Raw genomic sequence first — 22,836 nt, 5'->3', positions numbered from 1 at the left:
TTCAAACGTAAAAGTCTGACTTATTCTGCGGTAGGTCTCGCTGTGTCAGCCTTTGGTGAAAGTGGGACAACGACTGAGAGCCGTAGAGGGCCGAACCGACGCGAGAGGGACATGACGGACACAGGGACCCCCGGGCCCGACGGGAGCGGCAGCGCGAACGGCGCCGGGAGCGGCGAGGACGCCGGGACCGCCCGGGGCGGCGAGGGCGAGGGGCGCGTCCGGGGCGGCGGGACCGACGGTGGCGGTGACGCGACCGCCCGCGCCGGCGACGGGATCAGGACCCTCCCCTTCCCCGCCGACCTGAGCGTCTGGGGGGTGGGTATGCAGGTCGGGCCCATGGAACCCGGCCGCACCTGGCACGCGGACGTGCCGATCGAGCGCGTCCACCGAATCGACTTCCACGTCGTGATGCTGCTGCGCGGCGATCCCGTCCGGCACATGGTCGACTTCACCGAGTACGAGGTCGGGCCCGGGGAGCTGCTGTGGATCCGCCCGGGCCAGGTCCACCGCTTCTCGCGGACGGCCGCCTACCGGGGCACGGTCCTGATCATGCAGCCGGGGTTCCTGCCCCGCGCCACGGTCGAGGCGACCGGGCTCTACCGCTACGACCGGCCGCCGCTGCTGCGCCCGGACCCCGCCCGGCTCGCCGCCCTGGAGAGTTCCCTCGCCCAGTTGGAGCGCGAGTACGTGGACACGGGCACCCTGCCGCCGAGTCTGCACACCGCGGTGCTCAGGCACTCGCTGACCGCGTTCCTGCTGCGCCTGGCCCATCTCGCGGCGAGTGACCCCGACACGGCGCGCGAGCAGGCCGACACCACCTTCACCCGCTTCAGGGAGGCGGTCGAGAGGGGCTTCGCGACCCGGCACAGCGTCAGCGGCTACGCCGACGCGCTCGGCTACTCCCGCCGCACCCTGGTGCGGGCCGTACGCGCGGCGACCGGCGAGACGCCCAAGGGGTTCATCGACAAGCGGGTCGTCCTGGAGGCCAAGCGGCTCCTGGCGCACACGGACATGCCGATCGGCCGCGTCGGGGTCGCCGTGGGCTTCCCCGACGCGGCCAACTTCACGAAGTTCTTCCACCAGCACACCGGGGCCACGCCGGTGGCCTTCCGGGCCGACCTGCGCTGACGGGCCCGGGGAGGCGCGGGGGAAGGGTCCGCGCCTCCCCGGGTGACCCCGCGGCCCGTGCCCCGGGTCGGCCTCCGTGCGGGGGAGGTGACGGGGCGTCGGCGGACGGGCCGCGGGGCTCCGGCCTCAGCGGCCGAAGCTGAACCAGTTCACGTTCACGAAGTCCGCGGGCTGGCCGCTGGTGAAGGTGAGGTAGACGTCGTGCGTGCCGGTGACGTTGCCGATGTTCGCCGGTACCGTCCGCCAGCTCTGCCAGCCTCCCGTGTTGGCGAGTGAGAAGCTGCCGATCGGGGTGCTGGTGCGGCTGTCGAGGCGTACCTCCACCAGACCGCTGACCCCGGACCCCGCGCCGCTCGCGACTCTGGCGTTGAACTGCCTGGCTGCCGTGGAGCCGAAGTTGACCCCCTTGAACTGGGCCCAGTCGCCGTTGGCGAGCGCCCCGATGTTCTGGCCGCCGCCCGCGTCGGTGGTGGCCTCCGTCATGGTGCCGCTCTGCCCGTCGAACGACTCCGCCTGGATCGCGCTGTAGGCGTCACGGTTGCCCGACGGGGGAGGCGTGGTGCCGCCGCCCGACTGGAGGACCTGGACGTAGTCCACGACCATCGGGTTTCCGGGCACGGTGGCGCCGTCGGGGCCGCCGCCGAAGGCGTCCACGAAACCGCCGCCCATCGCCACGTTGAGAATGATGAAGAAGCCGTGGTTGGTGGCGTTGGACCAGGTCGTCGCGTCCACCTGGTTCGCGCGCACCGTGTGGTAGTTGGTGCCGTCGACGTAGAAGCGGATCTGCTCCGGGCTCGTCGACCGGTCCCACTCCATGCCGTATGTGTGGAAGCCGGACTGGCAGGTCGTGCCGGGACACGGGGTGGAGCCGCCGAGGCCGGTGGTCTCGTTGCAGGGGCCGCCGGGGTTGGTGCCGCAATGCATGGTCGCCCACACGGTGTTGAGCCCCTGGACGTTCTCCAGGATGTCCAGCTCGCCGACGCTCGGCCAGTTCTGGTAGTTGCCGCGGTAGGGCGCGCCGAGCATCCAGAACGCCGGCCAGTAGCCCCGGGCGGCGGTGCCCGTCACGTTCGGCATCTGGATGCGGGACTGGACGCGCAACTTGCCTCCGGCGGGAGGCTGGAAGTCGGTGCGGTTGGTCTCGATGCGGCCCGAGGTCCAGTTGCCCGAGGCGTCCCGGCGCGGAGTGATCCGGAGGTTGCCCGAACCGTCCAGCGCCACGTTGCTGGTGCTGGAGGTCATCGTCTCGATCTCGCCGGTGCCCCAGTTGGAGGGGCCGCCGGGATAGCCCTTGCCGGTCGCGTACTGCCAGTTGGACGTGTTGACGCCGGTTCCCGCGGAGCCGTTGAAGTCGTCGACGAAGACCTGTGTCCAGCCGGACGGCGGGGTGGGGGGGTCCGCGGAGGCGGCCGTGGCGCCGGCCGCCGCCAGGCTCAGGACGCCGACGGCGGCGATGAGCGCGCGTCGTATTCGACCGCGTCCTACGGGTGTGCCGGAAGTTTCCCTCATGGGTTGCCTCTTCGAGTACGGAGTGGGGTGCGCGGGTGTTGCTGAGAGCGCTCTCAACGCTGTTGCGCGGCCAATGTGCTCTTCGGCACTCCGGTCGTCAAGAGGTAAAGCCGAGAAAGTCCTTACGGGGATGGGGAGTTCACACCATGAAGGAAGGAGCGGGCGGGGTCGGGGGAAGAGAGCGCTTCCTGTGCCCGGGATCGTTCAGAAGAAGTTCGGGCAGTTCAGGCCGCCCCCGCCCGGGCGCGGCGAACGGTCAGTGCTGCGGCGTGAGTTCGTGGTCGTCGCTCGCGGCGGACGGCGCCTCCTCGCGCAGCCCGAACCGGTCGTGCGCGCGGCGCAGCGGTCGCGGGGCCCACCAGGCGCGGCTCCCGAGCAGCGCCATGGTCGCCGGGACCAGCAGCATCCGTACGAGCGTGGCGTCGATCAGCACCGCCAGCGTGAGACCGAGACCGATCTGCAGGATGGGCGAGAAGCCGCCGGTCATGAACGCGCCGAAGACGACCGCGAGGAGCAGTGCGGCGCAGCTCACGACGCGACCGGAGCGGCGCAGGCCCGTGACCACCGCGTCCTGGGCGTCGCCCGTCCGCAGCCAGGTCTCGCGCATCCTGGCGAGGATGAACAGCTCGTAGTCCATGGCCAGCCCGAACGCGATCGCGATGATCAGTGGGGGTGCCGTCAGGCTCAGCGCGCCGAGCCCCTCCGCGCCGAGGACTCCGGCCAGGTGGCCGTCCTGGAACACCCACACCACCGCACCGAGCGCGGCCCCCAGGCTGAGCAGCGTGGTGAGGACCGTGCGCAGCGGGATCAGGACCGAGCCGGTGAACGCGAAGAGCAGCACGAGGATGCCGACCAGGACCGTGACGGCGGCCCAGGGCGCGCGGTCGCCGAGCATCGCCCGGAAGTCGACGAGTCGGGCCGCGACCCCGGTGACCTCCACGGGTTCGTCGCCCCGCACGTCCCGTACGCGCTCGACCAGGTCCGTGGCCGCCCTGCCGTCGGCGCTGCCGCCCGGGCGCAACTCCAGTACGGTCGCCCCGCCCGGCAGGCCGCGGGAGCCGGCGTCGGGTGCGAGGGCCCGGATGCGCTCGGCGGTGCCGGGTGCGGTGCCCGGCCGCAGGACCACGGTGACCGGGGAGACCCCGGTGCCGGGCGGGAAGTGGGCCTCCACCGTGTCGTGCAGCCGGCGGGCCTCCGTGCTCGACGGCAGTTGCCGGGCGTCGCCGATACTGATCCGCAGGCCGGCGACGGGCAGCGCGAGGACCAGCAGGGCGAGCACGGACGTGACCGTCACGGCGACCGGACGGCGGGCGGCGAACCGCGCCAGCCGGGCGAAGACCCTCCCTTCCTCGACCGCGGGCCGGGTGCGCGCCGGGGCGATGCGGCCGCCGAACCTGGCCAGCAGCGCGGGCAGCAGGGTCAGCGCGGCCAGCATGTCGACCACGACCACGGCGGCCACCGCGAGTCCCATGCTGCGCAGGAACGTGCTCGGGAACACGAGCAGGCCGGTCAGGCAGACGGCCACGGTCAGCCCGGAGAACAGGACCGTGCGCCCGGCGCGGTCGACCGTGCGGTGCACCGCCTCGACGACGTCACCGGTGGTCCGGCGTTCCTCCCGGAACCGGACCACCATCAACAGGGCGTAGTCCACGGCCAGCCCGAGGCCGAGCATCGTCGTCACCTGGATCGCGTGCACGGAGATGTCGGTGACCTGGCTGAAGCCGAACAGGGCGAGGAACGCGCCCGCGACACCGCTGACCGCGACGAGCAGGGGCAGCCCGGCGGCACGCAGCCCGCCGAAGACCAGGAACAGCAGTACGAGCACGACGGGGAGGGAGACCATCTCGGCACGTGCCACGTCCTCCTGGGCCCGTTCGCCGAGCTGCTGCCCGAGCAACGGGCCGCCGCTGACGTGCACTTCGGGAGCGTCGATCCCGTGGACCCGCGTGCTCGCCGCGTCCAGGGCCCGCTCCTCCGCGTCGTCGTCGAGCCCGCCCTCCAGAGTCACCGGGACGATCAGGGCCCGGCCGTCCTCCGAGACCAGGCCGCGGGTGGTGTACGGGTCGGGGACGGCGGCGATGTCCACGAGGTCGCGCAGGTCGGCGACGGCGGCCTCGACCTGCGCGCGCACGCGTGGCGCGGACACGTCGGTGCCGCCGACCACCGCGGTGACGGACTCTCCGACGGGGTCGGTCCCGTCGAGGTACTCCGCGGCCCGCTCCGACTCGGTGCCCGGAATCTCCGGTACGGAGTCGCTGAGCCGGCCGAAGACACCGGTCCCCAGCCCGAAGCCCAGCAGCAGGAAGATCAGCCAGAGACAGATCACGGTCAACGGGCGGCGGGTCGACGCCCTGGCGATGGTGGTGAGCACGGGTGCCTCCCGGCGGGTCGAGGTCGGTCGAGCCCAGCCTCGCGTCGGCCACGGCCCCGGCGGATCGCCGGTGAGAGCGGTTTCGACACATCCCCCGAGCGAGCGAGAACCCCGCCCCGGACCTCCGCGGGCCCGCGCCCAGGGCCCCGGCACCCCTCAGGGGCGCGGGGAACTGCGCACTCGGGCATGGGGATGCGAGGGCCTTTGTGAGCACGGGGCCGGGGCAGGTCACCCCTCAGGGGCGCGGGGAACTGCGCACTCGGGCATGGGGATGCGAGGGCCTTTGTGAGTACGGGGCCGGGGCAGGTCACCCCTCAGGGGCGCGGGGAACTGCGCACCAGGCACGGCGATGCGCACACCTTGGCGGCACGGGGCCAGGGCCCGTCACTTCAGGCGCGCGATGCCCGGACCTGGATGGGCAAGGGGCCAGGGCCCATCACCCAGGGGCGCGGGGAACTGCGCGACAAGCCCCCACGGACCCGCACCCGCCCCGGCACCCACATCGGCACCCACCCCGACGCCCCCAACCCCCGGAGGGCCACGTCACCCCGCCCCGGGCGCCACAAGCCCGGACTCGTACGCACAGATCACGGCCTGCACCCGATCCCGCAACCCCAACTTGCCCAGCACATTGCTGACATGCGTCTTCACGGTGTGCTCACTGACGAACAGCGCCCTCGCGATCTCCGCGTTCGACAACCCGCGGGCCAGCAACCGCAGGGTCTCCTCCTCACGCGCCGTGAGCACGTCGAGCCGTACCGCCGGATCGGCCACCCCGGCCCCTTCCGCCCGCAACCGCCGCCGCCTCCGCTCGACGAGCTCGGCCACCAGCCGCCGCGTCACCGACGGCGCGAGCAGCGAGTCCCCGCCCGCGACCACCCGCACCGCGTGCACGAGGTCGTCCCGGCGCACGTCCTTCAGCAGGAATCCGCTGGCGCCCGCGTACAGCGCCTCGTACACGTACTCGTCCAGGTCGAACGTCGTCAGCATGACGACCCGGCACCCTGACTCCGCGCACACCAGCCGGGCCGCCTCCAGCCCGTCCATCCGCGGCATCCGGATGTCGAGCAGCAGGACGTCGGGCGCGTGGTCCCGCACCGCGGCCACCGCCTCGACGCCGTCCCCGGCCTCGGCGACCACCTCGATGTCGGGCTGCGCCTCCAGGATCATGCTGAAGCCGCTGCGGACCAGCTCCTGGTCGTCGGCGACCACCACCCGGATGCTCACCCGAGGGCCGCCTTCCGGTCCGCGGCCACGGGCAGCGTCACGGCCACCCGGAAGCCTCCGCCGGGCCCGGGTCCCGTACGGGCCGTTCCCCCGCAGGCGGCGGCCCGTTCGCGTATTCCGATCAGCCCGTGACCCGTGGTCCCGCCGTCGCCACCACCTCCGCCACCCGCGCCGCGGCCTCCCGGACCCTGCCCGTCGTCCGTCACGGTGAGCGTCAACTCGGCCTCCCCCCAAAGCAGTTCGACCCGGGCCCGGGAAGCGTACGCGTGCTTCACCGTGTTCGTCAGGGCTTCCTGGACCACCCGGTAGACGGCGATCTCCGTGTCCGCGTCCAGCGGGCGCGGCTCACCGTTCGTGCGCAGTTCGACGCGGAGTCCCGCGGTGTCGCCGACCTGGCGGAGCAGGCCGTCGAGCGCGTCCACGCCGGGCTGCGGAAGCCGGGCCGAACCCCCTTCTACCGGGGCGTCCTTGAGCACTCCGAGGATGCGCCGCAACTGCGTCATCGCGTCCCGGCCCGCCGTGGCGATCGCGTCGAACGCGGCCTCGGCGCGTTCGGGGTCACTGCGCACGACGACGGGTCCGGCCTCCGCCTGCACGACCATCAGGCTCACCGCGTGGGCGAGGATGTCGTGCATGTCCCGCGCGATCGTGGCGCGTTCGAGCGCCGCGGCCCGGGCGGTGTCGGCGGCCCGCTCGCGTTCAAGGCGCCGGGCCCGGTCCTCCAGGGCGGCGGTGTAGGCGCGTTGGAGACGGGCGAGCATCCCGAACCCGTACGCGCTCAGGCAGCTCAGCAGGTGGAAGGCGTACTCGAAGGGCTCGGCGCCCTCCTTGTGAGTCATGGTCATCGACGTTCCGACCAGCCACCCCACCAGCATGAAGCGACGCTGTGCGGGCGGGGCGACCGCGGCCAGGGTGTACAGCACGACGAGGCCGCCGTACAGGACGTCGGGCGGCGGCGCGTGGTGGACGGCCATGGCGGGGGTGAACACCGAGACCGCGCAGGCGGCCCCGAAGGGCGATCGCCGCCTCCACACGAGCGGCACGGCCGTGCCCGCGCCGAGCAGGAACCCCTGCCAGCTCAGCCGGTCGTCACCCTCGTCGGGGAACATCCACTGGAGCGAGGCGGCGAACAGCACCAGCGCGGCGAGCGCGGCGTCGACGGCGTACGGATTGGCCGCGCGCAGCCGGTCGACGGCGGGCGCGACCCGGGACCGGGCGGACATGGGCGGCTCCTCGGGCAAGGGCCGTCCCAATATCCGGCGATCGGCGGGCCGCGTCCTCACCGGTGCGAGGGATATCCGTGTGGGCCGGGCGACGGGGAGGCCCGCGCCCGCCGGACCGTCACGCCTGGGCGGTCAGGCCCCTCTCGCCGTACGCGACCGCGTCCTGATGGCCGAACAGGCCGGGCAGGCCCCCCGTGTGCACGAACACCGTCTCGCGGCCCGCCCGGATGTCGCCGTCCCGTACGGCCGCGATCAGGCCCGCCATCGCGCGGCCCGTGTAGATCGGGTCCAGGATGATCCCCTCCGTGCGTGCCGTGAGGGTCAGGGCCGATTCGACGGCCTCCGTCAGAACCGGGTACCCGGCGCCGATCTGGTCACCGCGCACCCGCAGTGCCGCCGGCCGCGCCTCACGGTCGAGGAGGTCCGCCACGAACGCGGCCACGACGGGAGCGGGGTCGTCGAGGGCGCCGGTGTCGATGCCGAGGACCCGTTCGGGGCCGAGCGAGGTCACGAGTCCCGCCATGGTCCCGCCCGAACCCAGCGCCACCACGGCGCAGTCGAGATCGGGCACCTGCTCCTTGAGTTCCTCCCCGCACTCCACGTAACCGCGGGACCCGAGCGCGCTGGACCCCCCGAAGGGGATGAGGGCCGGCCGGGCCCCCTGCGCGGCGAGGCGGGCGCAGACGTCGGCGGCGGCCTCGTCGAGCGCCGCCCGTCCCGAGACGCCGGTCCACACCGCGCGGGCGCCCAGCAGCCCGTCGAGGACGAGGTTCCCCGACCGGGAGGCGCCCTCGGCGCCCGGGAGGACCAGGACGGCACGCAGTCCGAGGCGCGCCGCGGCGGCGGCGGTCAGGCGGGCGTGGTTGCTCTGCGGGGCACCCGTGGTGACCAGGGTGTCGGCCCCCTCGGCGACCGCGGCGCCCACGGTCCATTCGAGTTTGCGCACCTTGTTCCCGCCGCCGCCGAGGCCGGTCAGGTCGTCGCGTTTGATCCACAGGTCGTTCTCCCCGAGGCCGAGCGCCGACGCGAGCCGGGGCAGCGGTTCCACGGGTGTCGGCCACGTACCGAGGGCGACGGGGGCGGGCGGTTCGAGGGCGGTGTCGGTAGTCGTCACAGGGTGAATCGTCGCCGATCGGGGAGCCCGAGCGGGTCAGGCGGCGCGCTCCGCCGGGGCACGCAGGGGCGTGGACCGCCGCTCGGGATCGTGGCTACTGGAGGGTAGGCCCCGCCGATCCCTTGTTATACAGTCCGTCTAACAAGGGCGCGGCGGGGCACTCGCCGAGTCCGTCGTACGGCGTGCCGAACGGCAGCCGGGCCGGGGGCGCCGCGCGCGCCCGGGTCCAAGGCCCGCCCAGAGATGGGCTGTTGGCCTCGGAGGACGCTCGACCGATCACTCGGACTGAGGAGTTGGGAGCATGGCAAGCAGCACCGCGCGGGCGGGAGCCGGCACAGGCACTCGGGGGACCGGTGTCGCCGGCCGCCTGCTCGACTCGTCCGCGAAGCTCTCCTACGACCCTCTGACGGAGGTGGACTGGGACACGCCCCTCGACAAGGACTTCCACGGCGCGAGCCCGGAGTGGAGCACCCTCTTCGGAACGGCGTACTGGAACGAGCTCACCGACGCGCAGCGCAAGGAGCTGACGCGCCAGGAGGCCGCTTCCGTCGCCAGCACCGGCATCTGGTTCGAGATGATCCTCCAGCAGCTGATCCTGCGCGACATCTACGCGAAGGACCCCGGCGACGAGACGGTCCAGTGGGCGCTCACCGAGATCGCGGACGAGTGCCGCCACTCGATCATGTTCGCCCGCGGCGCCCGGAAACTGGGGGCGCCCGCCTACCGTCCCCGCCGCGCCGCCGTCGAACTCGGCCGCGCCTTCAAGACCCTCGCGTTCGGCGAGGCCGCCTACGCGGCGATCCTCGTCGCCGAGGAGGTCCTGGACGTCATGCAGCGGGACTGGATGCGCGACGAACGGGTGGTGCCGTTCGTGCGGACCATCAACAACATCCATGTGGTCGAGGAGTCCCGCCACATGAAGTTCGCCCGCGACGAGACGCGCAAGAGGCTGGCGGGTGCGGGCCGCGTCCGCCGCCGGATCCACGCGCTCGTCATCGCGGTGGCCGCCCACGTGATCGTCACCAGCATGGTGAGCAGGGACGTCTACGCCAACGCGGGACTCGACCCGGAACGGGCCCTCGCCGAGGCGCGGGACAACGAGCACCACAAGGCGATGCTGCGGTCCAGTTGCTCGGGCCTGATGGAGTTCCTGGCCTCGGCCGGACTCCTCACCAAGCCGGCCCTCGCGTTCTACCGGCGCGCCCACCTGATCTGACCCATCCGGCCGCCGCGTCGACCGGACGCCTCGCCGATCAGAGCGGACACCATGACCTACGCCATCACCCAGACGTGCTGCAGCGACGCCACCTGCGTGGCCGTGTGCCCCGTCAACTGCATCCGTCCGACCCCGCAGGAACGGGCGTTCGGCAGCACCGAGATGCTGCACATCGACCCGGACACCTGCATCGACTGCGGTGCCTGCGCCGACGCCTGCCCGGTCGACGCCATCCTTCCCGTCGACCAACTCACCGGGGTCCAGCGGGAGTACGCGGCGATCAACGCCTCGTACTTCGAACGGGCCCCGTCGCCCGAGGTGTCCGAGGACAGCCCCAACTTCCACGCCTGGGACCGGCCGGCGTTCGAGCGCATCCTGCCCGCGGACTTCGGTCCGCTCCGGGTCGCGGTCGTCGGCACCGGTCCGGCCGGGATGTACACGGCCGAGGACCTGCTCCTGCACACCGGCGCCGAGGTCACCCTGATCGACCGGCTGCCGGCCGCCGGAGGGCTCGTACGGTACGGCGTGGCACCCGACCACCCCGGTACGCGGAGGGCGGGCGAGACCTTCGCGCGTCTGCACGCCCACCCTCGGGTGCGGATGCTCCTCGGACTGGGGCTCGGCGAGCACGTGACGGCCGAGGAGGTCGCCGCGCACCACGACGCGGTCGTCTACGCGGTGGGGGCGTCCCGTGGCAAGCGGCTCGGCGTGCCGGGGGAGGAGCGGCCCAACAGCCTCTCGGCCACGGACTTCGTCGCCTGGTACAACGCCCACCCCGATGCCGAGCCGGACGCGGTCGACCTGTCGGCGGAGCGGGTCGTGGTGGTCGGCAACGGCAATGTCGCCCTGGACGTGGCCCGCATCCTGGTCTCGGACCCGGAGGACCTCGCCGAAACCGACATCGCGGGGCACGCGCTCACGGCACTGCGCGCCTCCAAGGTCCGCGAGGTCGTCCTGCTGGGGCGGCGGGGCCCGGCGGACGCGGCCTGCACGAGGGCCGAACTGCTCGCCCTCACCAGGCTGCCCGGTGCGGACCTGGTCGTCGACGACCACGACCCCCGTACCGGCGCCGCCATCGACGCGGCCGGGCCCGACGACCTGGCGGCCCTGCTCCGGGACGCCCCGCGTGTCCTCGGCACCGACTGGTCGCGGCCTCCCGCCGAGGGCCGGCGCGTGGTGCTGCGCTTCCACTCGGAGCCGGTCGACGTGCTCGGCCGCGCCGGCGACCCGACCGCGAACGGCGGTGGCAGGGGCACGGGTGGTGGGCCTGTCGGGGCCGTGCGGGTCACCGGGGCGGGCGGCGGGACCGTCCTGCCCGCCGGGCTGCTCCTCACGGCGATCGGCTACCGGGGCGTCCCGGTGCCGGGGCTGCCGTTCGACGAGGCCACGGGAACCGTCCCCCACGAGGACGGCCGGGTGGCGGGACTCCCCGGCACGTACGTCGTCGGCTGGATCAAACGCGGCTCCTCCGGAGGCATCGGCGCCAACCGCGCCTGCGCCGCCGAGACCGTGGGCACCCTGCTCGCGGACGCGGTCGAGGGCCTCCTTCCCGACCCCGGCCGGTCGGCGAAGGCCTTCCTGCGACTGGCCCGGCGCCGCAACCGGCAGGTCGTCGACGCACGCGGGATGCGGGCCATCGACCGCGCCGAACTGGCCCTGGGGCGGGACGAGGGAAGACCGCGCGGCAAACTGGCCACGGTGCCGGAACTCGTCGCGGCCGCCCGTCGCCGTCGCCTCCCGCTCTGACATTTCCGCTCTCACATCGGCACGCGCGCGCGGGGGCCCGGAGGCGGCCGGGCGCCCGCCCGCTCAGGGCGACCCCGGCTGCCACCCCAGCGCCCGTGAGATGCCCAGCGCGGCGAGGCGTACCGCCGGGACCAACGCCGTCGTCCTGGCTCCGTGTTCGGGGACGACCACGGACACCGCGGCGGTCACCGATCCGTCCGCGCCCCGCACCGGTGCCGCCACCGACAGCGCGTCGTCGGTCACCTGACGGCTGCTCACCGCCGCGCCGGAGCGCCGCACTTCGGCGAGTACGCGGCGCAGGACGGCCGGGTCCGTGATGGTGTGCGGGGTGAACGCGGCGAGCTGCTGCCCGCAGTACTCCTCCTGGACGGCTGCCTCGCAGTGCGCGAGGAGCGCGAGCCCCACCCCCGTGGCGTGCAGCGGCCAGCGCGCGCCCACCTGGATGCGCACCCCGACCGCGGACCTGCCGGACAGCCACTCGACGTACACGACCTCGAAGCCGTCGCGGACCGCCAACTGCACGTTCTCGTGCGTGGCTTCGTACAGGTCCTCCAGAAAGGGCAGCGCGACCTGCCGCAGGGCGAGGCTCCGGGGGGAGAGCGCGGCGATCTCCCAGAGCCGCAGCCCCACGTGGTAGACCCCCGACGCGTCGCGCTCCAGGGCGCCCCACTCGCGCAGCGCGCCCACCAGCCGGTGGGCGGTCGTCAGGGGGAGTCCGGCCCGGCGGCTGATGTCGGTGAGGGTGAGCGCCGGGTGCGCGTGGTCGAAGGCGGCGAGCACGGCCAGCAGCCGGGCCGGTGCCGACCGCGCGCTCATGACGCCGGTCCGGAGTCCGCGAGGCGACGGCACGCGGTGCGCGGGTCCGCCGCGCCGGCGGACCCGGGTGGCCGGAGCAGGTCGTTCGTCACACGCGGTCCCGCCTGGTCGGAGTCGCGAAGGGAGGGCGAGGCCGTCCTCGGTGAGCTCGACGATACGGCCGCGGCGGTGCTCGGGGGAGGGGGCGGCAGCCGTGCGTGCCCTTCCGGACGCATCCGCTCGGGAGCCGGCGCCCGTCGGGGAGGCCGGACCGGTCCGCCGGGGAGGCCGGACCGGTCCGCCGGGTTCGCCGAAGGGCCTCGGGGCAGTGGCGTTCGCGGCCCCGCCCGCCGCCCGCGTCGGCCGTCGGGCGCCACGGGTCCGCCGCGGCGCGGGCCGGCGGACCCCGGCGATTACTGTTCACGTGGAGTCGGCGGAACGACAGGCGTCGACGAGGAGCCGGTGGGCGCCGGGTGCGCCGGAAGGGCAGTTGCGTGAGGCTGACGATTCTGGGCGGCGGCGGATTCCGGGTGCCGCTCGTGTACGGGGCGCTCCTCGGGGACCGCGCCGAGGGCCGCGTCACCGACGTGGTGCTGCACGATCTGGACGCCGGACGGCTCTCCGCCGTCGCCCGGGTGCTCGCCGAGCAGGCCGCCGGAGTGCCCGACGCGCCCGCCGTGACCGCGACCACCGACCTCGACGAGGCGCTGCGCGGCGCCGACTTCGTCTTCTCCGCGATCCGCGTCGGAGGTCTCGAGGGCCGGGCGGCCGACGAGCGGGTGGCGCTCGACGAGGGCGTCCTCGGCCAGGAGACGGTCGGCGCCGGCGGTGTCGCCTACGGACTGCGCACGGTCCCCGTGGCGGTCGACATCGCGCGGCGGGTGGCCCGGATCGCGCCCGACGCCTGGCTGATCAACTTCACCAATCCGGCGGGCCTGGTCACCGAGGCCATGTCCCGCCACCTCGGCGACCGCGTCATCGGCATCTGCGACTCACCCGTCGGACTCGGCCGCCGGATCGCCCGCGTCCTCGGCGCCGACCCGCGCGAGGCGTGGATCGACTACGTCGGACTCAACCACCTCGGCTGGGTCCGGGGACTGCGGGTGGCCGGGCGCGACGAACTGCCGCGGCTGCTCGCCGACCCGGAACTGCTGGGCTCCTTCGAGGAGGGCAGGCTCTTCGGGGCCGACTGGCTCCGCTCCCTGGGCGCCGTCCCGAACGAGTACCTGCACTACTACTACTTCAACCGGGAGGCCGTCCGCTCCTACCGCGAGGCCGAGAAGACCCGCGGCGCCTTCCTGCGGGACCAGCAGGCCGGGTTCTACGAGGAGGCGCGGCGCGCGGACGGCTCGGCGCTGGCCGCCTGGGACCGCACCCGCGCCGAGCGCGAGGCCACGTACATGGCGGAGAACCGGGAGACGGCCGGCGCGGGCGAACGCGAGGCCGACGACCTGTCCGGCGGCTACGAGAAGGTCGCACTCGCCCTGATGCGGGCCATCGCCCGCGACGAGCGCGCCACGCTGATCCTCAATGTCCGCAACCGGAACACGCTCTCGGTGCTCGACACGGACGCCGTCATCGAGGTGCCCTGCCTCGTCGACGCCAACGGCGCGCACCCGGTCGCCGTCGCCCCGCTGCCGGACCACGCGACCGGTGTCGTCTGCGCGGTGAAGGCGGTCGAACGCGAGGTGCTGGCCGCCGCCGAGTCGGGTTCACGCGCGACGGCCGTCAAGGCCTTCGCGCTGCATCCGCTCGTCGACTCGGTGAACGTCGCCCGCAGGCTGCTGGACGGATACACAGCGGCGCATCCCGGTCTGGCCTACCTCGTGTGACGCTCCCGCCGGCGCCCGGTCGCCGAGGCCGGCGCACGACCGCCGCGGCCGCCACGACCGCGGCCATCGCGGTGGGCGTGCGGCCACCGTGACCGCCACGGGCTCCACCGCGGGGACCCTCCGCCCCGCGACGTGCCCCTCGTACGCACCGGCCCCGCCGCGACGCCGTCCAGCACGGACGGGACGGACGGGGCACTGGCGGCAGGGAAGGGACGGGCCGCCGGATCAGACGGTCAGCGGGCTGTCGGAGGCGTGAGCGGTCCGGGGCGCCTGCGCCGGTGGAGCCACCGGCGCACTCGGCCCGGGACGGTCCGCGGCCACGGTCTCCGGCACCGTCGCGGCCGGAGCGGGCTCCGGCTCCGGCCGCTGCTGGGGCAGCGGCACGGGTCGCAGGGCGCGCGGCCCGGAGACCACCGCGTAGTCCTGCCCCAGGAACGGCGGGACCACGTCGCCGGGCTCCTCGCCGAGCGCGAGCCGCACGGCGGCCCACGGGGCGTTGACGCCGCACTGGGACAGCTGGTGCAGGCCGCCCGCAGGGCGCGTGTTCACGTCCATCAGGACGGGCTCGTCGCCGAGCATCCGGAACTGGATGTTCGTCAGGTAGTGCAGCGAGAACGACTCCGCGAGGTGCCGCGCCGGCTCGATCCACGAGGGGTGCAGGGTGAAGCCGCGCCGCCGTCCGTTCTTGGTCCGGCCCACCGCCATCCGCACCCGGCCGTCCGGACCGGTGAGGCAGTCCACCGACACCTCGGGCTGCTCCAGGCGGGGCATGACGATCCAGTCCACCGGCTCGTCGGCCTGCCGCAGCGCCTCGACGACCATGTCCAGCGACACGTAGGGGCCCGGGAAGCCGGTGAGGTGCAGCAGGGAGAACGGGGTGCGCGTGATGATGCGGAAGCCGACGCCGCCCGCCCCGGAGGCCGGCTTGAAGCACGCCTTGTGGCCGTCCGCCTCCAGCGCGTCCACCGCTGCGATCAGCTCGTCCGCGGACCGGACCCGTCGGTACGGCGGCGCCGGGATGCCGAACTTCTCGACCGCCTCGTACGCGGTCACCTTGTCCTCGAAGACCTGCACGGCCTCGGCCGGCGGTGCGAGCAGGGCCGTGCCGACCGCGGCGAAGTCCGCCCGGTGCTCGGCGAGCGCCGACTGGTGCAGGCGCGGGACGAACACGTCGACGGAGCGCCGGGCGCACTGGTCGAGCGCGTACTCGACGTACGCGGCGGGGGACAGGCCGTCCGGTTCCATGGCGGCGGTGTCCGCGGCGGCCAGCACGGGGGAGTCGGGGTCGCCGTGGGTGGCATGGATCTCGACCGCACGGCCGCACGGATTTCTCCGCAGCTGATCCATGAAGAACACGTTCTCCGCGTACGTGCGGTTGAGCCATACGCGTACGCGAGAGACCATGCAGGCCACCTTTCAGGGTTCGCGGGCACGGCGAAGCAGGCCGTGCCCGGCCTAGGAGTAGGGAGGTACACAAAACCGCCGTCCGAAAACGGGAGTCCGTGGCGGTTGTGTTGGGCCGATCATAGGGCTTCCCGAGCGGCTCTGCTGCTACGTGCGTGTTACGGATTCCCCGGACGGGCCCGCGGCGCCTCCCCGGACCTGTCAGGACCTTGGAATTCAACGTTCCGCGACGATCCGGCGCACGTGCGGCCGATCCGGCGCACGTGCGGCCGCCGGGACGGGACACCTGGAAACCGGACCCCGGCGACCCCGGGAGATCCCCGCGACCCGGGCCCCGGACCCCGGGACTCAAGGGCACCCGGCTCCTGGGACCCGTATCCATCGGCGAACAATTCGCCCTACAGGGGGAGTTGAGTGCGGGAGGCCGCGAGGGCGCCGCCGGAGGATGTCGCTCTTGTACCGTGGAGCCGACATCCGTCCCGCGCTCCGCCCATGGACGCGGAGGCCGCACGGTGCGTGGAGGGGGCGAGGGTGACGACGGCCGACCGACCGGGCCGCCTGCTGGCCATCAGCGACCTGCACGTCGCCCATCCCGAGAACCGCGCTCTCGTCGAGGACATGCGGCCCGGCACGGACGAGGACTGGCTGATCGTCGCCGGCGACGTCGCCGAGACCGTCGAGGACATCCGCTGGGCCCTCGGGCTGCTCGCCTCGCGGTTCCGCAAGGTGATCTGGGCTCCGGGCAACCACGAGCTGTGGACCCATCCCGACGACACCGTCACCCTGCGCGGCGCGGCCCGGTACGGGCACCTCGTCGAGATGTGCCGCGAACTGGGCGTCACCACCCCGGAGGACCCGTACCCCGTGTGGGAGGGCGAGGGCGGACCGGTCGCGGTCGCCCCGCTCTTCCTCCTGTACGACTACTCGTTCCTCCCGGCGGGCTGCACCACCAAGGAGCAGGGGCTCGCGTACGCCAGGGGAACCGGCGTGGTCTGCGCCGACGAGCGCTTCCTGCACCCCGACCCGTACCCCAGCCGCGAGGCGTGGTGCCGGGCCCGCGTGACCGGGACGGAGCGCAGGCTCGCGGAGCTGCCCGACCAACTGCCCACCGTGCTGGTCAACCACTATCCGCTGGACCGGCATCCGACCGAGGTCCTGTGGTACCCCGAGTTCGCCATGTGGTGCGGCACCCGGCTCACCGCCGACTGGCACCGCGCCCACCGTGCGACCGCCATGGTCTACGGGCACCTGCACATCCCCCGGAGCACCAGGCTCGACGGTGTCCGCTTCGAAGAGGTCTCGGTGGGATACCCCCGCGAGTGGCGAAAGCGTCCGGAACCGCCGGGCACACCGCGTGTCATTCTGCCGATGGAGGTCGGATCCGGTGATCGAGGAACTGCTCCCGGATCCGGTCGTGGCCGTGGAGGCACACGGTGACGACGTGCCCGGGGACACGGCGCTGTATCCGGGGGAGCCGGAGCTGATCGTCGGCGCCGTCGCCAAGCGCCGCCGAGAGTTCGCGGTCGTACGCGGCTGCGCCAGGCGTGCCATGGAGAAGCTGGGCGTGCCCGCGCAGGCCGTCCCGCACGGCGACCGGGGAGCGCCCCGCTGGCCCGCCGGGCTGGTCGGCAGCATGACGCACTGCGACGGCTATGCCGCGGCGGCACTCGCCCGGACCGGCGACCTGGCCTCGCTCGGCATCGACGCCGAGCCGCATCTGCCGCTCCCGGAGTACGTCCTCGAAGCCGTCGCGCTGCCCGACGAGGTCCGACGGCTGGACCGGCTCACCGGGGAGCACCCCTCGGTCCACTGGGACCGGCTGCTGTTCAGCGCCAAGGAGTCCGTCTACAAGGCGTGGTTCCCCCTGACCGGGAAGTGGCTCGACTTCTCGGAGGCCGACATCGACCTCTCCATGGAGCCCGGACCGACTCCGTCGGGGCGGCTGAGCGCACGGCTCCTCGTGCCCGGCCCGGTGGTGGACGGCCGTCGTGTCGGCCGCTTCGAGGGCCGCTGGACGGTGGGCCGCGGTCTCGTGGCGACCTCGGTGGCCGTGCCGCGCGGACCGGGCCGGACGGCCCCGGGAGCGACGGGTGCCGCGGGCCCGGGCCTGCCGGGGTGAGGCCCGGAAGCGGGCTCGTCACACCTCCGGGCACCACGAGCGCAGCATCCGGAAGAACGCCTCCTCGTTGCCGGTGAGGCCCGCCGCCGCCAACGCGCGCTCCGCCTCGGCGAGGGCGCCGGGCGGCACGACGGGTGGTCGTCCCGAGCCGGGCGGGGCGTCGAGCGCGGCCCGTACCGTCTGCAGGAGACGCAGATAGGCCTGCACGGCGGTGCGTTCGTGATCGGTCAGTACGGCGGTCGGCATCGGACGGCTCTCCCGGTTCGGCTCGGCTTCGGAGGTGCGCGCGCCGCCGCACAGCGGTGGCGCTGGGTCCAGCTTGCCGTCCGCCACTGACAATGCCCTTTCCGTCCCGATCGGTTCGCCCGGTCAGCGGAAACGAAACCTCACGGAAACCCCACGTCGGACAAGCGTCCTACGCTGGAACCGAGGGCCGCGGCCGTACCCCGGCGGGCCGGTGAGGGGAGGCGGGCCGGTGGTCGACGTACCAGGGCGGCGCCCGCGGCGCGGCGCGAGGCTGCGTCCGGTCGGCGACGGCGAACTGCGGCTGCGCCACCGGACGGTGCACGGCTACCGGCGCGCGTACCGCATGGCCGGCGAGGGCCCGGCGCTCGTGCTCGTCCACGGCATCGGCGACTCCTCGGCGACCTGGGCCGAGCTGGTGCCGCGCCTCGCGCGCACCCACACCGTCGTCGCGCCCGACCTGCTCGGCCACGGCGCCTCCGACAAGCCGCGTGCCGACTACTCGGTGGCCGCCTACGCCAACGGCCTGCGGGACCTGCTGTCCACCCTCGGCATCGAGCGGGCCACCCTGCTCGGGCACTCGCTGGGCGGCGGCGTGGCGATGCAGTTCGCCTACCAGTTCCCGGAGCGCACCGAGCGGCTGGTCCTGGTGAGCGCCGGCGGGGTGGGCCGGGAGGTGAACCCCGTGCTGAGGGCGGTGTCGCTGCCGGGCGCCCACCTGGCACTGTCCGCGCTGAGACTGCCGGGCATGGCGCTCCAGGCGCGGATGTTCGCGCACCTGACGCGGTGGCTCGACACCGATCTGGGGCAGGACGCGGCCGAACTGCTGACGCTCGTCGACGCGTTGCCCGACGAGACCTCGCGCAGCGCCTTCATCCGTACGCTGCGGGCCGTCGTCGACTGGCGCGGCCAGGTCGTGACGATGCTCGACCGCTGCTACCTCACGGCAGGCATGCCCACGCTGCTCATCTGGGGCGACCGGGACAGCGTGGTCCCGGTACGGCACGCGTACGGGGCCCACGAGGCGATGCCCGGCAGCCGGCTGGAGATCTTCGAGGGCGCGGGGCACTTCCCCTTCCACAGCGACGCGGCCCGGTTCGCCTCCCTCGTCGAGGAGTTCACCGGTACGACGGCGCCCGCCGACTGGAGCCGCGAGCACTGGAGCGAGTTGCTGTGTGCCGGCCGGCCCGGCACCGCGCCCGACCGCGTGCGGGAGCGGGAACTCAGGGAGGCGAGCGAACGCAGCGCGACCTGAGGGGGCTGCGCGGTGTCCGGCGCTCAGCCGGTGTGCGGCTCGCGGGACCGCGCGTGGGTGTCCGCGCCGGTGTCCGGCTCCGGGAAGCGGCCCCGGACGGCGGCGGCGACCACGGACGACCGGCGCAGGGCCACGGACATCCCCACGAGGTCGCGGGGCCCCTCGGGGGACGGGAGGGGCCCGGGGCGTTCGGCGTCCCCCGAGGGGGAGCCGCCGGAGCCCGCCCGTCCGGCGGTGTCCAGGGCGTGCCCCTCCGGGTCGGCGGCCCGAGCTCGTACGGCGGCCGCCACCATCGCCGCGTCCGCCTCGGCCCGGGCCTGCGCGGGACCGGAGCCCGCCGCCACGGCCGCGTCGTGGACGCGGGCGCGCAGGGCCGCGTCGAAGTAGGGGTAAAGACTGAGCATCCCGTCGTGGATGTCCGACTCGCGCCGGGTGACCTGGAGTTCGACGGGCGACCACCACGACATCCGCACCGACCGGTGCGCGGGCGGCGAGACCGACTCCAACTCGCGCCACAGCGGTCCCAGTCGGCGGTACGTCGACCAGGTGGCCCAGGTTCCGCCGAGGCGCTGGCAGGCCAGCGGAAAGCAGAAGCCGACGGCGCTGACCTGTACTCCCGCGGAGGCCAGCACGGGCGCCAGGTCCGTGCTCAGACGGTCGAGGTCGACGCCGTTCCAGCGTGCGGCGACAGCGGTGAACTTGGTCGTCACATAGGCCAGGTTGAGCATGTACCCGGCCACGATGATCAGCAGGCCGACCCGCAGTGTGCCGTGTACCTGGAGCGCCCAGCGGCAGCACATCACGCTCATCGCGACGCCCGCCACGGCGATGGCCGCCAGGTACAGCACGATCATCTCGCGGACGAACGGTTCACGCGCGTAGTGGGTGTCGAAGTCCCGCAGCCGCTCCACGGGTGTGTCGCCCAGGGCGAACAGCACGAGGACGGCGACGACCACGCACCCGTACGCGACGATCCAGCGGCGCGAGGTCCTGCGGGTCGACTCCACCGGCCCGCCGCGCCAGTTGACGATCAGCACCAGGCAGGCCCCGCTGAAGGCGCTCAGGAGGCAGTAGACGAGCGGCGCGGAGATGTTGGTGACGCCCAGCAGTTCGTTGACCTCGGCGATGGTGGGCGGCGCCGCGAAGAGGAAGACCAGCGCCGAGAGCGCCATCAGCGTGCACACCGACCGCAGCAGCGGGTCGCGCCAGGACCGCAGCAGCGAGGGGCCCTTGACGGCGAGGGCGATCGTCATGGCGACCGCGGGAACGTAGTAGCTGGAGCCGTCCATGGTGTGTCGGCGCCCTCAGCTTCGCGGCCCGCGGTAGCCCAGGGAGGCCTCGATGCGCCCGGCCAGTCCGTCGCGCCCCAGCGGAGCCCGCGGCGGTGAACCCGACAGCCAGCCACGGCACTTGCTGGCCAGCAGCAGCCCGAAGCTCTCGGCCTCCTTCTCGTCGGCCAGGTCGAAGCGGGTGCGCGCCGCCACGGCCAGCACCGCGCTGCGCAGGTCGGCGTCGTCCGACAGCAGCCGGGCGGCGACGGCGGCGCCCGCCACGTGCCGCCCGCAGTGTCCGGCGTTCATGTGCCACAGCTCGTGGCCGAGGATCACCAACTGGTGGTCGGGCGCCGTGCGTTCCTCGACGACCACGACGTCCTGGTCGGCCATGTCCAGCCACAGTCCGCTCGCCGTGCCCGGCGGGAACGAGGCGGCGCGGAACCTCACGGGACGGCCGCGGCGCCTGCTCATCGCGTCGCACAGGGCCGTGCAGAGGTCGGCGGCGGCAGCCGGCGCGGACAACGACAGTCCGTCGACCAGCTCGCCGCACAGCCGGCGCATGTCCTTTCCGATGCCCACAGAATTCCCCCGGCTCACGACTTGGGCCGCTTGACGCTCTCCAGGAGCATGTCCAGCCACTCGGCGACCTTGTCCCGGTGCTGGTCCGTGGGAAGTTGCGCGGCCCGCCAGGCGATGCCCCGCACTCCGTGGTCCTGCAGCAGCCGCTCCAGCGGGTCGTCGGCGGTCCCCGGGGAGGCCGCCTGCCGCTCCCGGTCGGCGAGCCGTTGGAGGAGTTCCTGCTCGGTGCGCTGGAGGGCGCCCGCGAGCGCCTCGGGGTCCTCGGCGGTCAGGAACCCCGCGTGCACGCGGAAGAAGCGCTGGATCGCGTCGCAGTGCTCCATCGTGGGGCGGCGGTCGCCGTTGATGAGCGCGCCGGCCTGCTGGCGGGACATGCCCGCCCCGTCGGCGATCTCCTGCTGGGTGTAGCGGCGGCCGTTGGGCTTGAGGCGGGTGCGGCGCAGCAGGTCGAGGCGTTGCAGGAAGCGGGCCTGGAGGTCGGGTTCGCCCGCGGGAAGCCCGTTCAGGAGGGACCTGGCCACGATCTCCGGCACACCGGACGCGGCGGACAGGCGCCGTACGTCGAACACCTCGTCGCGCGACGCGCCGAGCCGGTCGGCGAGTCCGGACACGCGTGCCACGACGGCCGGCAGCAGACCCGTCGCCGCGGCGCCCGGAACCTCGAAGCCACCCGTCACCGACACGTCTCCTACGTCTCTGTCGACGCCGCGCTCCGGGGAACCGGATCCCTCGGTAGTGAAGTCCCTGTGGGAATCCGGGAAGTGCGGCGTGAATCGCCCGGAGACCGGAGAGTAGCCCTTGGGCCGAACCCACATCCAGGTCTCGCCACAACTGTGGCGGGATTCAGCCGTCAACGGTCGCCAAATGCCACGATAGTTGACACCGCTCGGCCCGGGATAGCAGGATCACGACGCCGCGTGAAGCCCGCATAGGCAAGAGGGGTGGACCTCCCGATGGCATACCAGGCAGGAGGGCAGCGGCCACAGCCGCGACCCGTTCCCGAGAGCCTTGAGGCCCAGGCGTACCTGCAGGACTACGCCCTGCTCCTGGAGGCCGTGTCCTTTCCCTCCGTGATCGTCGACCACCGCTGGGACGTCGTCCTCGCGAACGGTGCCTTCGAGACACTTTTCCGCGGTGTGGGCCCGCACCCGACCGCCATGCCGGGCGACAACTTCCTGCGGTTCGTGCTGTTCCACCCCGACGCGGCGACGGTCCTCGGCGAGCACGAGTCGAGCTGGTGCCTGCCGATGCTCGCGCACTTCGCCGCGGCGGTGGAGCGGCACGGACCGGACCACGGACTCCAGTCGGTCCTGAGGGACATCGCGCAGGACCCGATCATGGACGCCGCCTACCGGCACGGGCTGCCGCACTGGATCCGGGCGGTCGGCCCGGAGTCCGTCGAGCACGACGGCGCGGTGCGGCCGCTGCTGCATCCCGACCCCCGCTGGGGCCGTACGGACTGCCGGATCGTCGAGGAGACCCCCAAGACCCTCGCGGACATGGGCTACACGCGGCTGACGCTGGTCCTGCGCGAGACTCGCCGGCCGACGGCGGTCCGCCGCCCGGGGCAGGCGCGGCGCGCGGCGGCCCATCTCAGCGTGGTGCCCGCGCCCGAGGCATGACCCCGGCACCGTCGGGGTTCAGGTCGTCGACGGCGCCGGGGTCATCATCCGGCCACCACGAGCACGAGCGGGACGCCGTGGCACGGAAGCAGCCGCATCCCGTCGTACGAGGCGGTCCGCGCGACCGCGAGCCGCTCCTGAGCCCTGGTCTGGTCGGGCACCCCGGCCGAACCGCCCGG

The 22,836-nt window shown here is 73.6% G+C and carries 19 protein-coding genes; 8 read left to right on the top strand and 11 right to left on the bottom strand.

The features are described 5' to 3' along the window. Window positions 1–111 precede the first annotated feature (111 nt). The gene (locus tag IE265_RS04925; RefSeq protein WP_190034064.1) at window positions 112–1,128 is read left to right on the top strand and encodes a helix-turn-helix domain-containing protein; all 1,017 of its coding nucleotides are present in this window, start codon (window positions 112–114) and stop codon (window positions 1,126–1,128) included. A gap of 126 nt (window positions 1,129–1,254) precedes the next feature. On the opposite strand, the gene IE265_RS04920 is transcribed toward IE265_RS04925, so the two are convergent. The 5 genes from IE265_RS04920 to IE265_RS04900 all read right to left on the bottom strand — a co-directional run bounded on the left by IE265_RS04920 (window position 1,255) and on the right by IE265_RS04900 (window position 8,572). Further along, the gene (locus tag IE265_RS04920; RefSeq protein WP_190034063.1) at window positions 1,255–2,637 is read right to left on the bottom strand and encodes a glycoside hydrolase family 16 protein; all 1,383 of its coding nucleotides are present in this window, start codon (window positions 2,635–2,637) and stop codon (window positions 1,255–1,257) included. A gap of 256 nt (window positions 2,638–2,893) precedes the next feature. Beyond that, complete coding sequence (locus IE265_RS04915; protein ID WP_190034062.1) at window positions 2,894–5,008, bottom strand: MMPL family transporter; 2,115 nt, start codon at window positions 5,006–5,008, stop codon at window positions 2,894–2,896. A 543-nt stretch (window positions 5,009–5,551) separates the two neighbouring features. Beyond that, entirely contained in the window at window positions 5,552–6,235 is a 684-nt protein-coding gene (locus IE265_RS04910) for a response regulator (RefSeq protein ID WP_190034061.1), read from the bottom strand. Then, complete coding sequence (locus IE265_RS04905) at window positions 6,232–7,458, bottom strand: sensor histidine kinase (protein ID WP_190034060.1); 1,227 nt, start codon at window positions 7,456–7,458, stop codon at window positions 6,232–6,234. Before IE265_RS04905 ends, IE265_RS04910 begins: the two co-directional genes overlap by 4 nt. A gap of 118 nt (window positions 7,459–7,576) precedes the next feature. Further along, window positions 7,577–8,572: a pyridoxal-phosphate dependent enzyme gene (locus IE265_RS04900; RefSeq protein ID WP_190034059.1), complete on the bottom strand. Its 996-nt coding sequence runs from the start codon at window positions 8,570–8,572 to the stop codon at window positions 7,577–7,579. Window positions 8,573–8,873: 301 nt separating this feature from the next. Here IE265_RS04900 and IE265_RS04895 point away from each other — a divergent pair, with 301 nt between their 5' ends. Both IE265_RS04895 and IE265_RS04890 read left to right on the top strand, forming a co-directional pair. Further along, on the top strand, window positions 8,874–9,788 hold the full coding sequence (locus IE265_RS04895) for an AurF N-oxygenase family protein (protein WP_190034058.1): 915 nt from the start codon (window positions 8,874–8,876) through the stop codon (window positions 9,786–9,788). A gap of 51 nt (window positions 9,789–9,839) precedes the next feature. Beyond that, entirely contained in the window at window positions 9,840–11,534 is a 1,695-nt protein-coding gene (locus IE265_RS04890; protein ID WP_190034057.1) for an FAD-dependent oxidoreductase, read from the top strand. A 63-nt stretch (window positions 11,535–11,597) separates the two neighbouring features. Here IE265_RS04890 and IE265_RS04885 read toward each other — a convergent pair whose 3' ends face one another. Continuing rightward, window positions 11,598–12,350 carry an IclR family transcriptional regulator gene (locus IE265_RS04885; protein ID WP_190034056.1) on the bottom strand — a complete coding sequence of 251 codons (753 nt, stop codon included), beginning with the start codon at window positions 12,348–12,350 and terminating at the stop codon, window positions 11,598–11,600. A gap of 473 nt (window positions 12,351–12,823) precedes the next feature. Between IE265_RS04885 and IE265_RS04880 the strand changes: the two genes are divergently transcribed. Continuing rightward, a complete protein-coding gene (locus tag IE265_RS04880) occupies window positions 12,824–14,161 on the top strand; it encodes a 6-phospho-beta-glucosidase (protein ID WP_190034055.1) in 1,338 nt (445 codons plus the stop codon). Window positions 14,162–14,386: 225 nt separating this feature from the next. Here IE265_RS04880 and IE265_RS04875 read toward each other — a convergent pair whose 3' ends face one another. Continuing rightward, window positions 14,387–15,565 (bottom strand): ATP-grasp domain-containing protein, encoded by a 1,179-nt coding sequence (locus IE265_RS04875; protein WP_190034054.1) that lies wholly within the window; start codon window positions 15,563–15,565, stop codon window positions 14,387–14,389. 492 nt (window positions 15,566–16,057) lie between these two features. Here IE265_RS04875 and IE265_RS04870 point away from each other — a divergent pair, with 492 nt between their 5' ends. Then, complete coding sequence (locus IE265_RS04870) at window positions 16,058–17,002, top strand: metallophosphoesterase family protein (RefSeq protein ID WP_190034053.1); 945 nt, start codon at window positions 16,058–16,060, stop codon at window positions 17,000–17,002. Then, a complete protein-coding gene (locus IE265_RS04865; RefSeq protein ID WP_190034052.1) occupies window positions 16,950–17,684 on the top strand; it encodes a 4'-phosphopantetheinyl transferase family protein in 735 nt (244 codons plus the stop codon). The genes IE265_RS04870 and IE265_RS04865 overlap by 53 nt, the downstream gene beginning before the upstream one ends. Window positions 17,685–17,702: 18 nt before the next feature. Here the strand turns inward: IE265_RS04865 and IE265_RS04860 are convergent, their stop codons facing one another. Next, on the bottom strand, window positions 17,703–17,930 hold the full coding sequence (locus IE265_RS04860) for a hypothetical protein (protein ID WP_190034108.1): 228 nt from the start codon (window positions 17,928–17,930) through the stop codon (window positions 17,703–17,705). Between the two features lie 229 nt (window positions 17,931–18,159). Between IE265_RS04860 and IE265_RS04855 the strand changes: the two genes are divergently transcribed. After that, window positions 18,160–19,182 carry an alpha/beta fold hydrolase gene (locus IE265_RS04855; RefSeq protein WP_190034051.1) on the top strand — a complete coding sequence of 341 codons (1,023 nt, stop codon included), beginning with the start codon at window positions 18,160–18,162 and terminating at the stop codon, window positions 19,180–19,182. 23 nt (window positions 19,183–19,205) lie between these two features. On the opposite strand, the gene IE265_RS04850 is transcribed toward IE265_RS04855, so the two are convergent. The 3 genes from IE265_RS04850 to IE265_RS04840 are packed head-to-tail and all read right to left on the bottom strand — an operon-like array spanning window position 19,206 to window position 21,712. Beyond that, window positions 19,206–20,471, bottom strand: a complete 1,266-nt coding sequence (locus IE265_RS04850) for an MAB_1171c family putative transporter (RefSeq protein WP_190034050.1) — start codon at window positions 20,469–20,471, stop codon at window positions 19,206–19,208. A gap of 15 nt (window positions 20,472–20,486) precedes the next feature. Beyond that, on the bottom strand, window positions 20,487–21,017 hold the full coding sequence (locus tag IE265_RS04845) for a toxin-antitoxin system, toxin component (protein WP_190034107.1): 531 nt from the start codon (window positions 21,015–21,017) through the stop codon (window positions 20,487–20,489). Window positions 21,018–21,049: 32 nt separating this feature from the next. After that, window positions 21,050–21,712 (bottom strand): helix-turn-helix domain-containing protein, encoded by a 663-nt coding sequence (locus tag IE265_RS04840; RefSeq protein WP_190034106.1) that lies wholly within the window; start codon window positions 21,710–21,712, stop codon window positions 21,050–21,052. 276 nt (window positions 21,713–21,988) lie between these two features. Between IE265_RS04840 and IE265_RS04835 the strand changes: the two genes are divergently transcribed. Next, on the top strand, window positions 21,989–22,657 hold the full coding sequence (locus IE265_RS04835; protein WP_190034049.1) for an MmyB family transcriptional regulator: 669 nt from the start codon (window positions 21,989–21,991) through the stop codon (window positions 22,655–22,657). The last annotated feature ends 179 nt before the right edge of the window (window positions 22,658–22,836 follow it).

This window comes from Streptomyces fructofermentans (assembly GCF_014651055.1).
GTDB classification, from domain to species: domain Bacteria; phylum Actinomycetota; class Actinomycetes; order Streptomycetales; family Streptomycetaceae; genus Streptomyces; species Streptomyces fructofermentans.
Note: the sequence above shows the minus strand (reverse complement) of the source record. Positions and strands in the feature narration are given on the sequence as shown.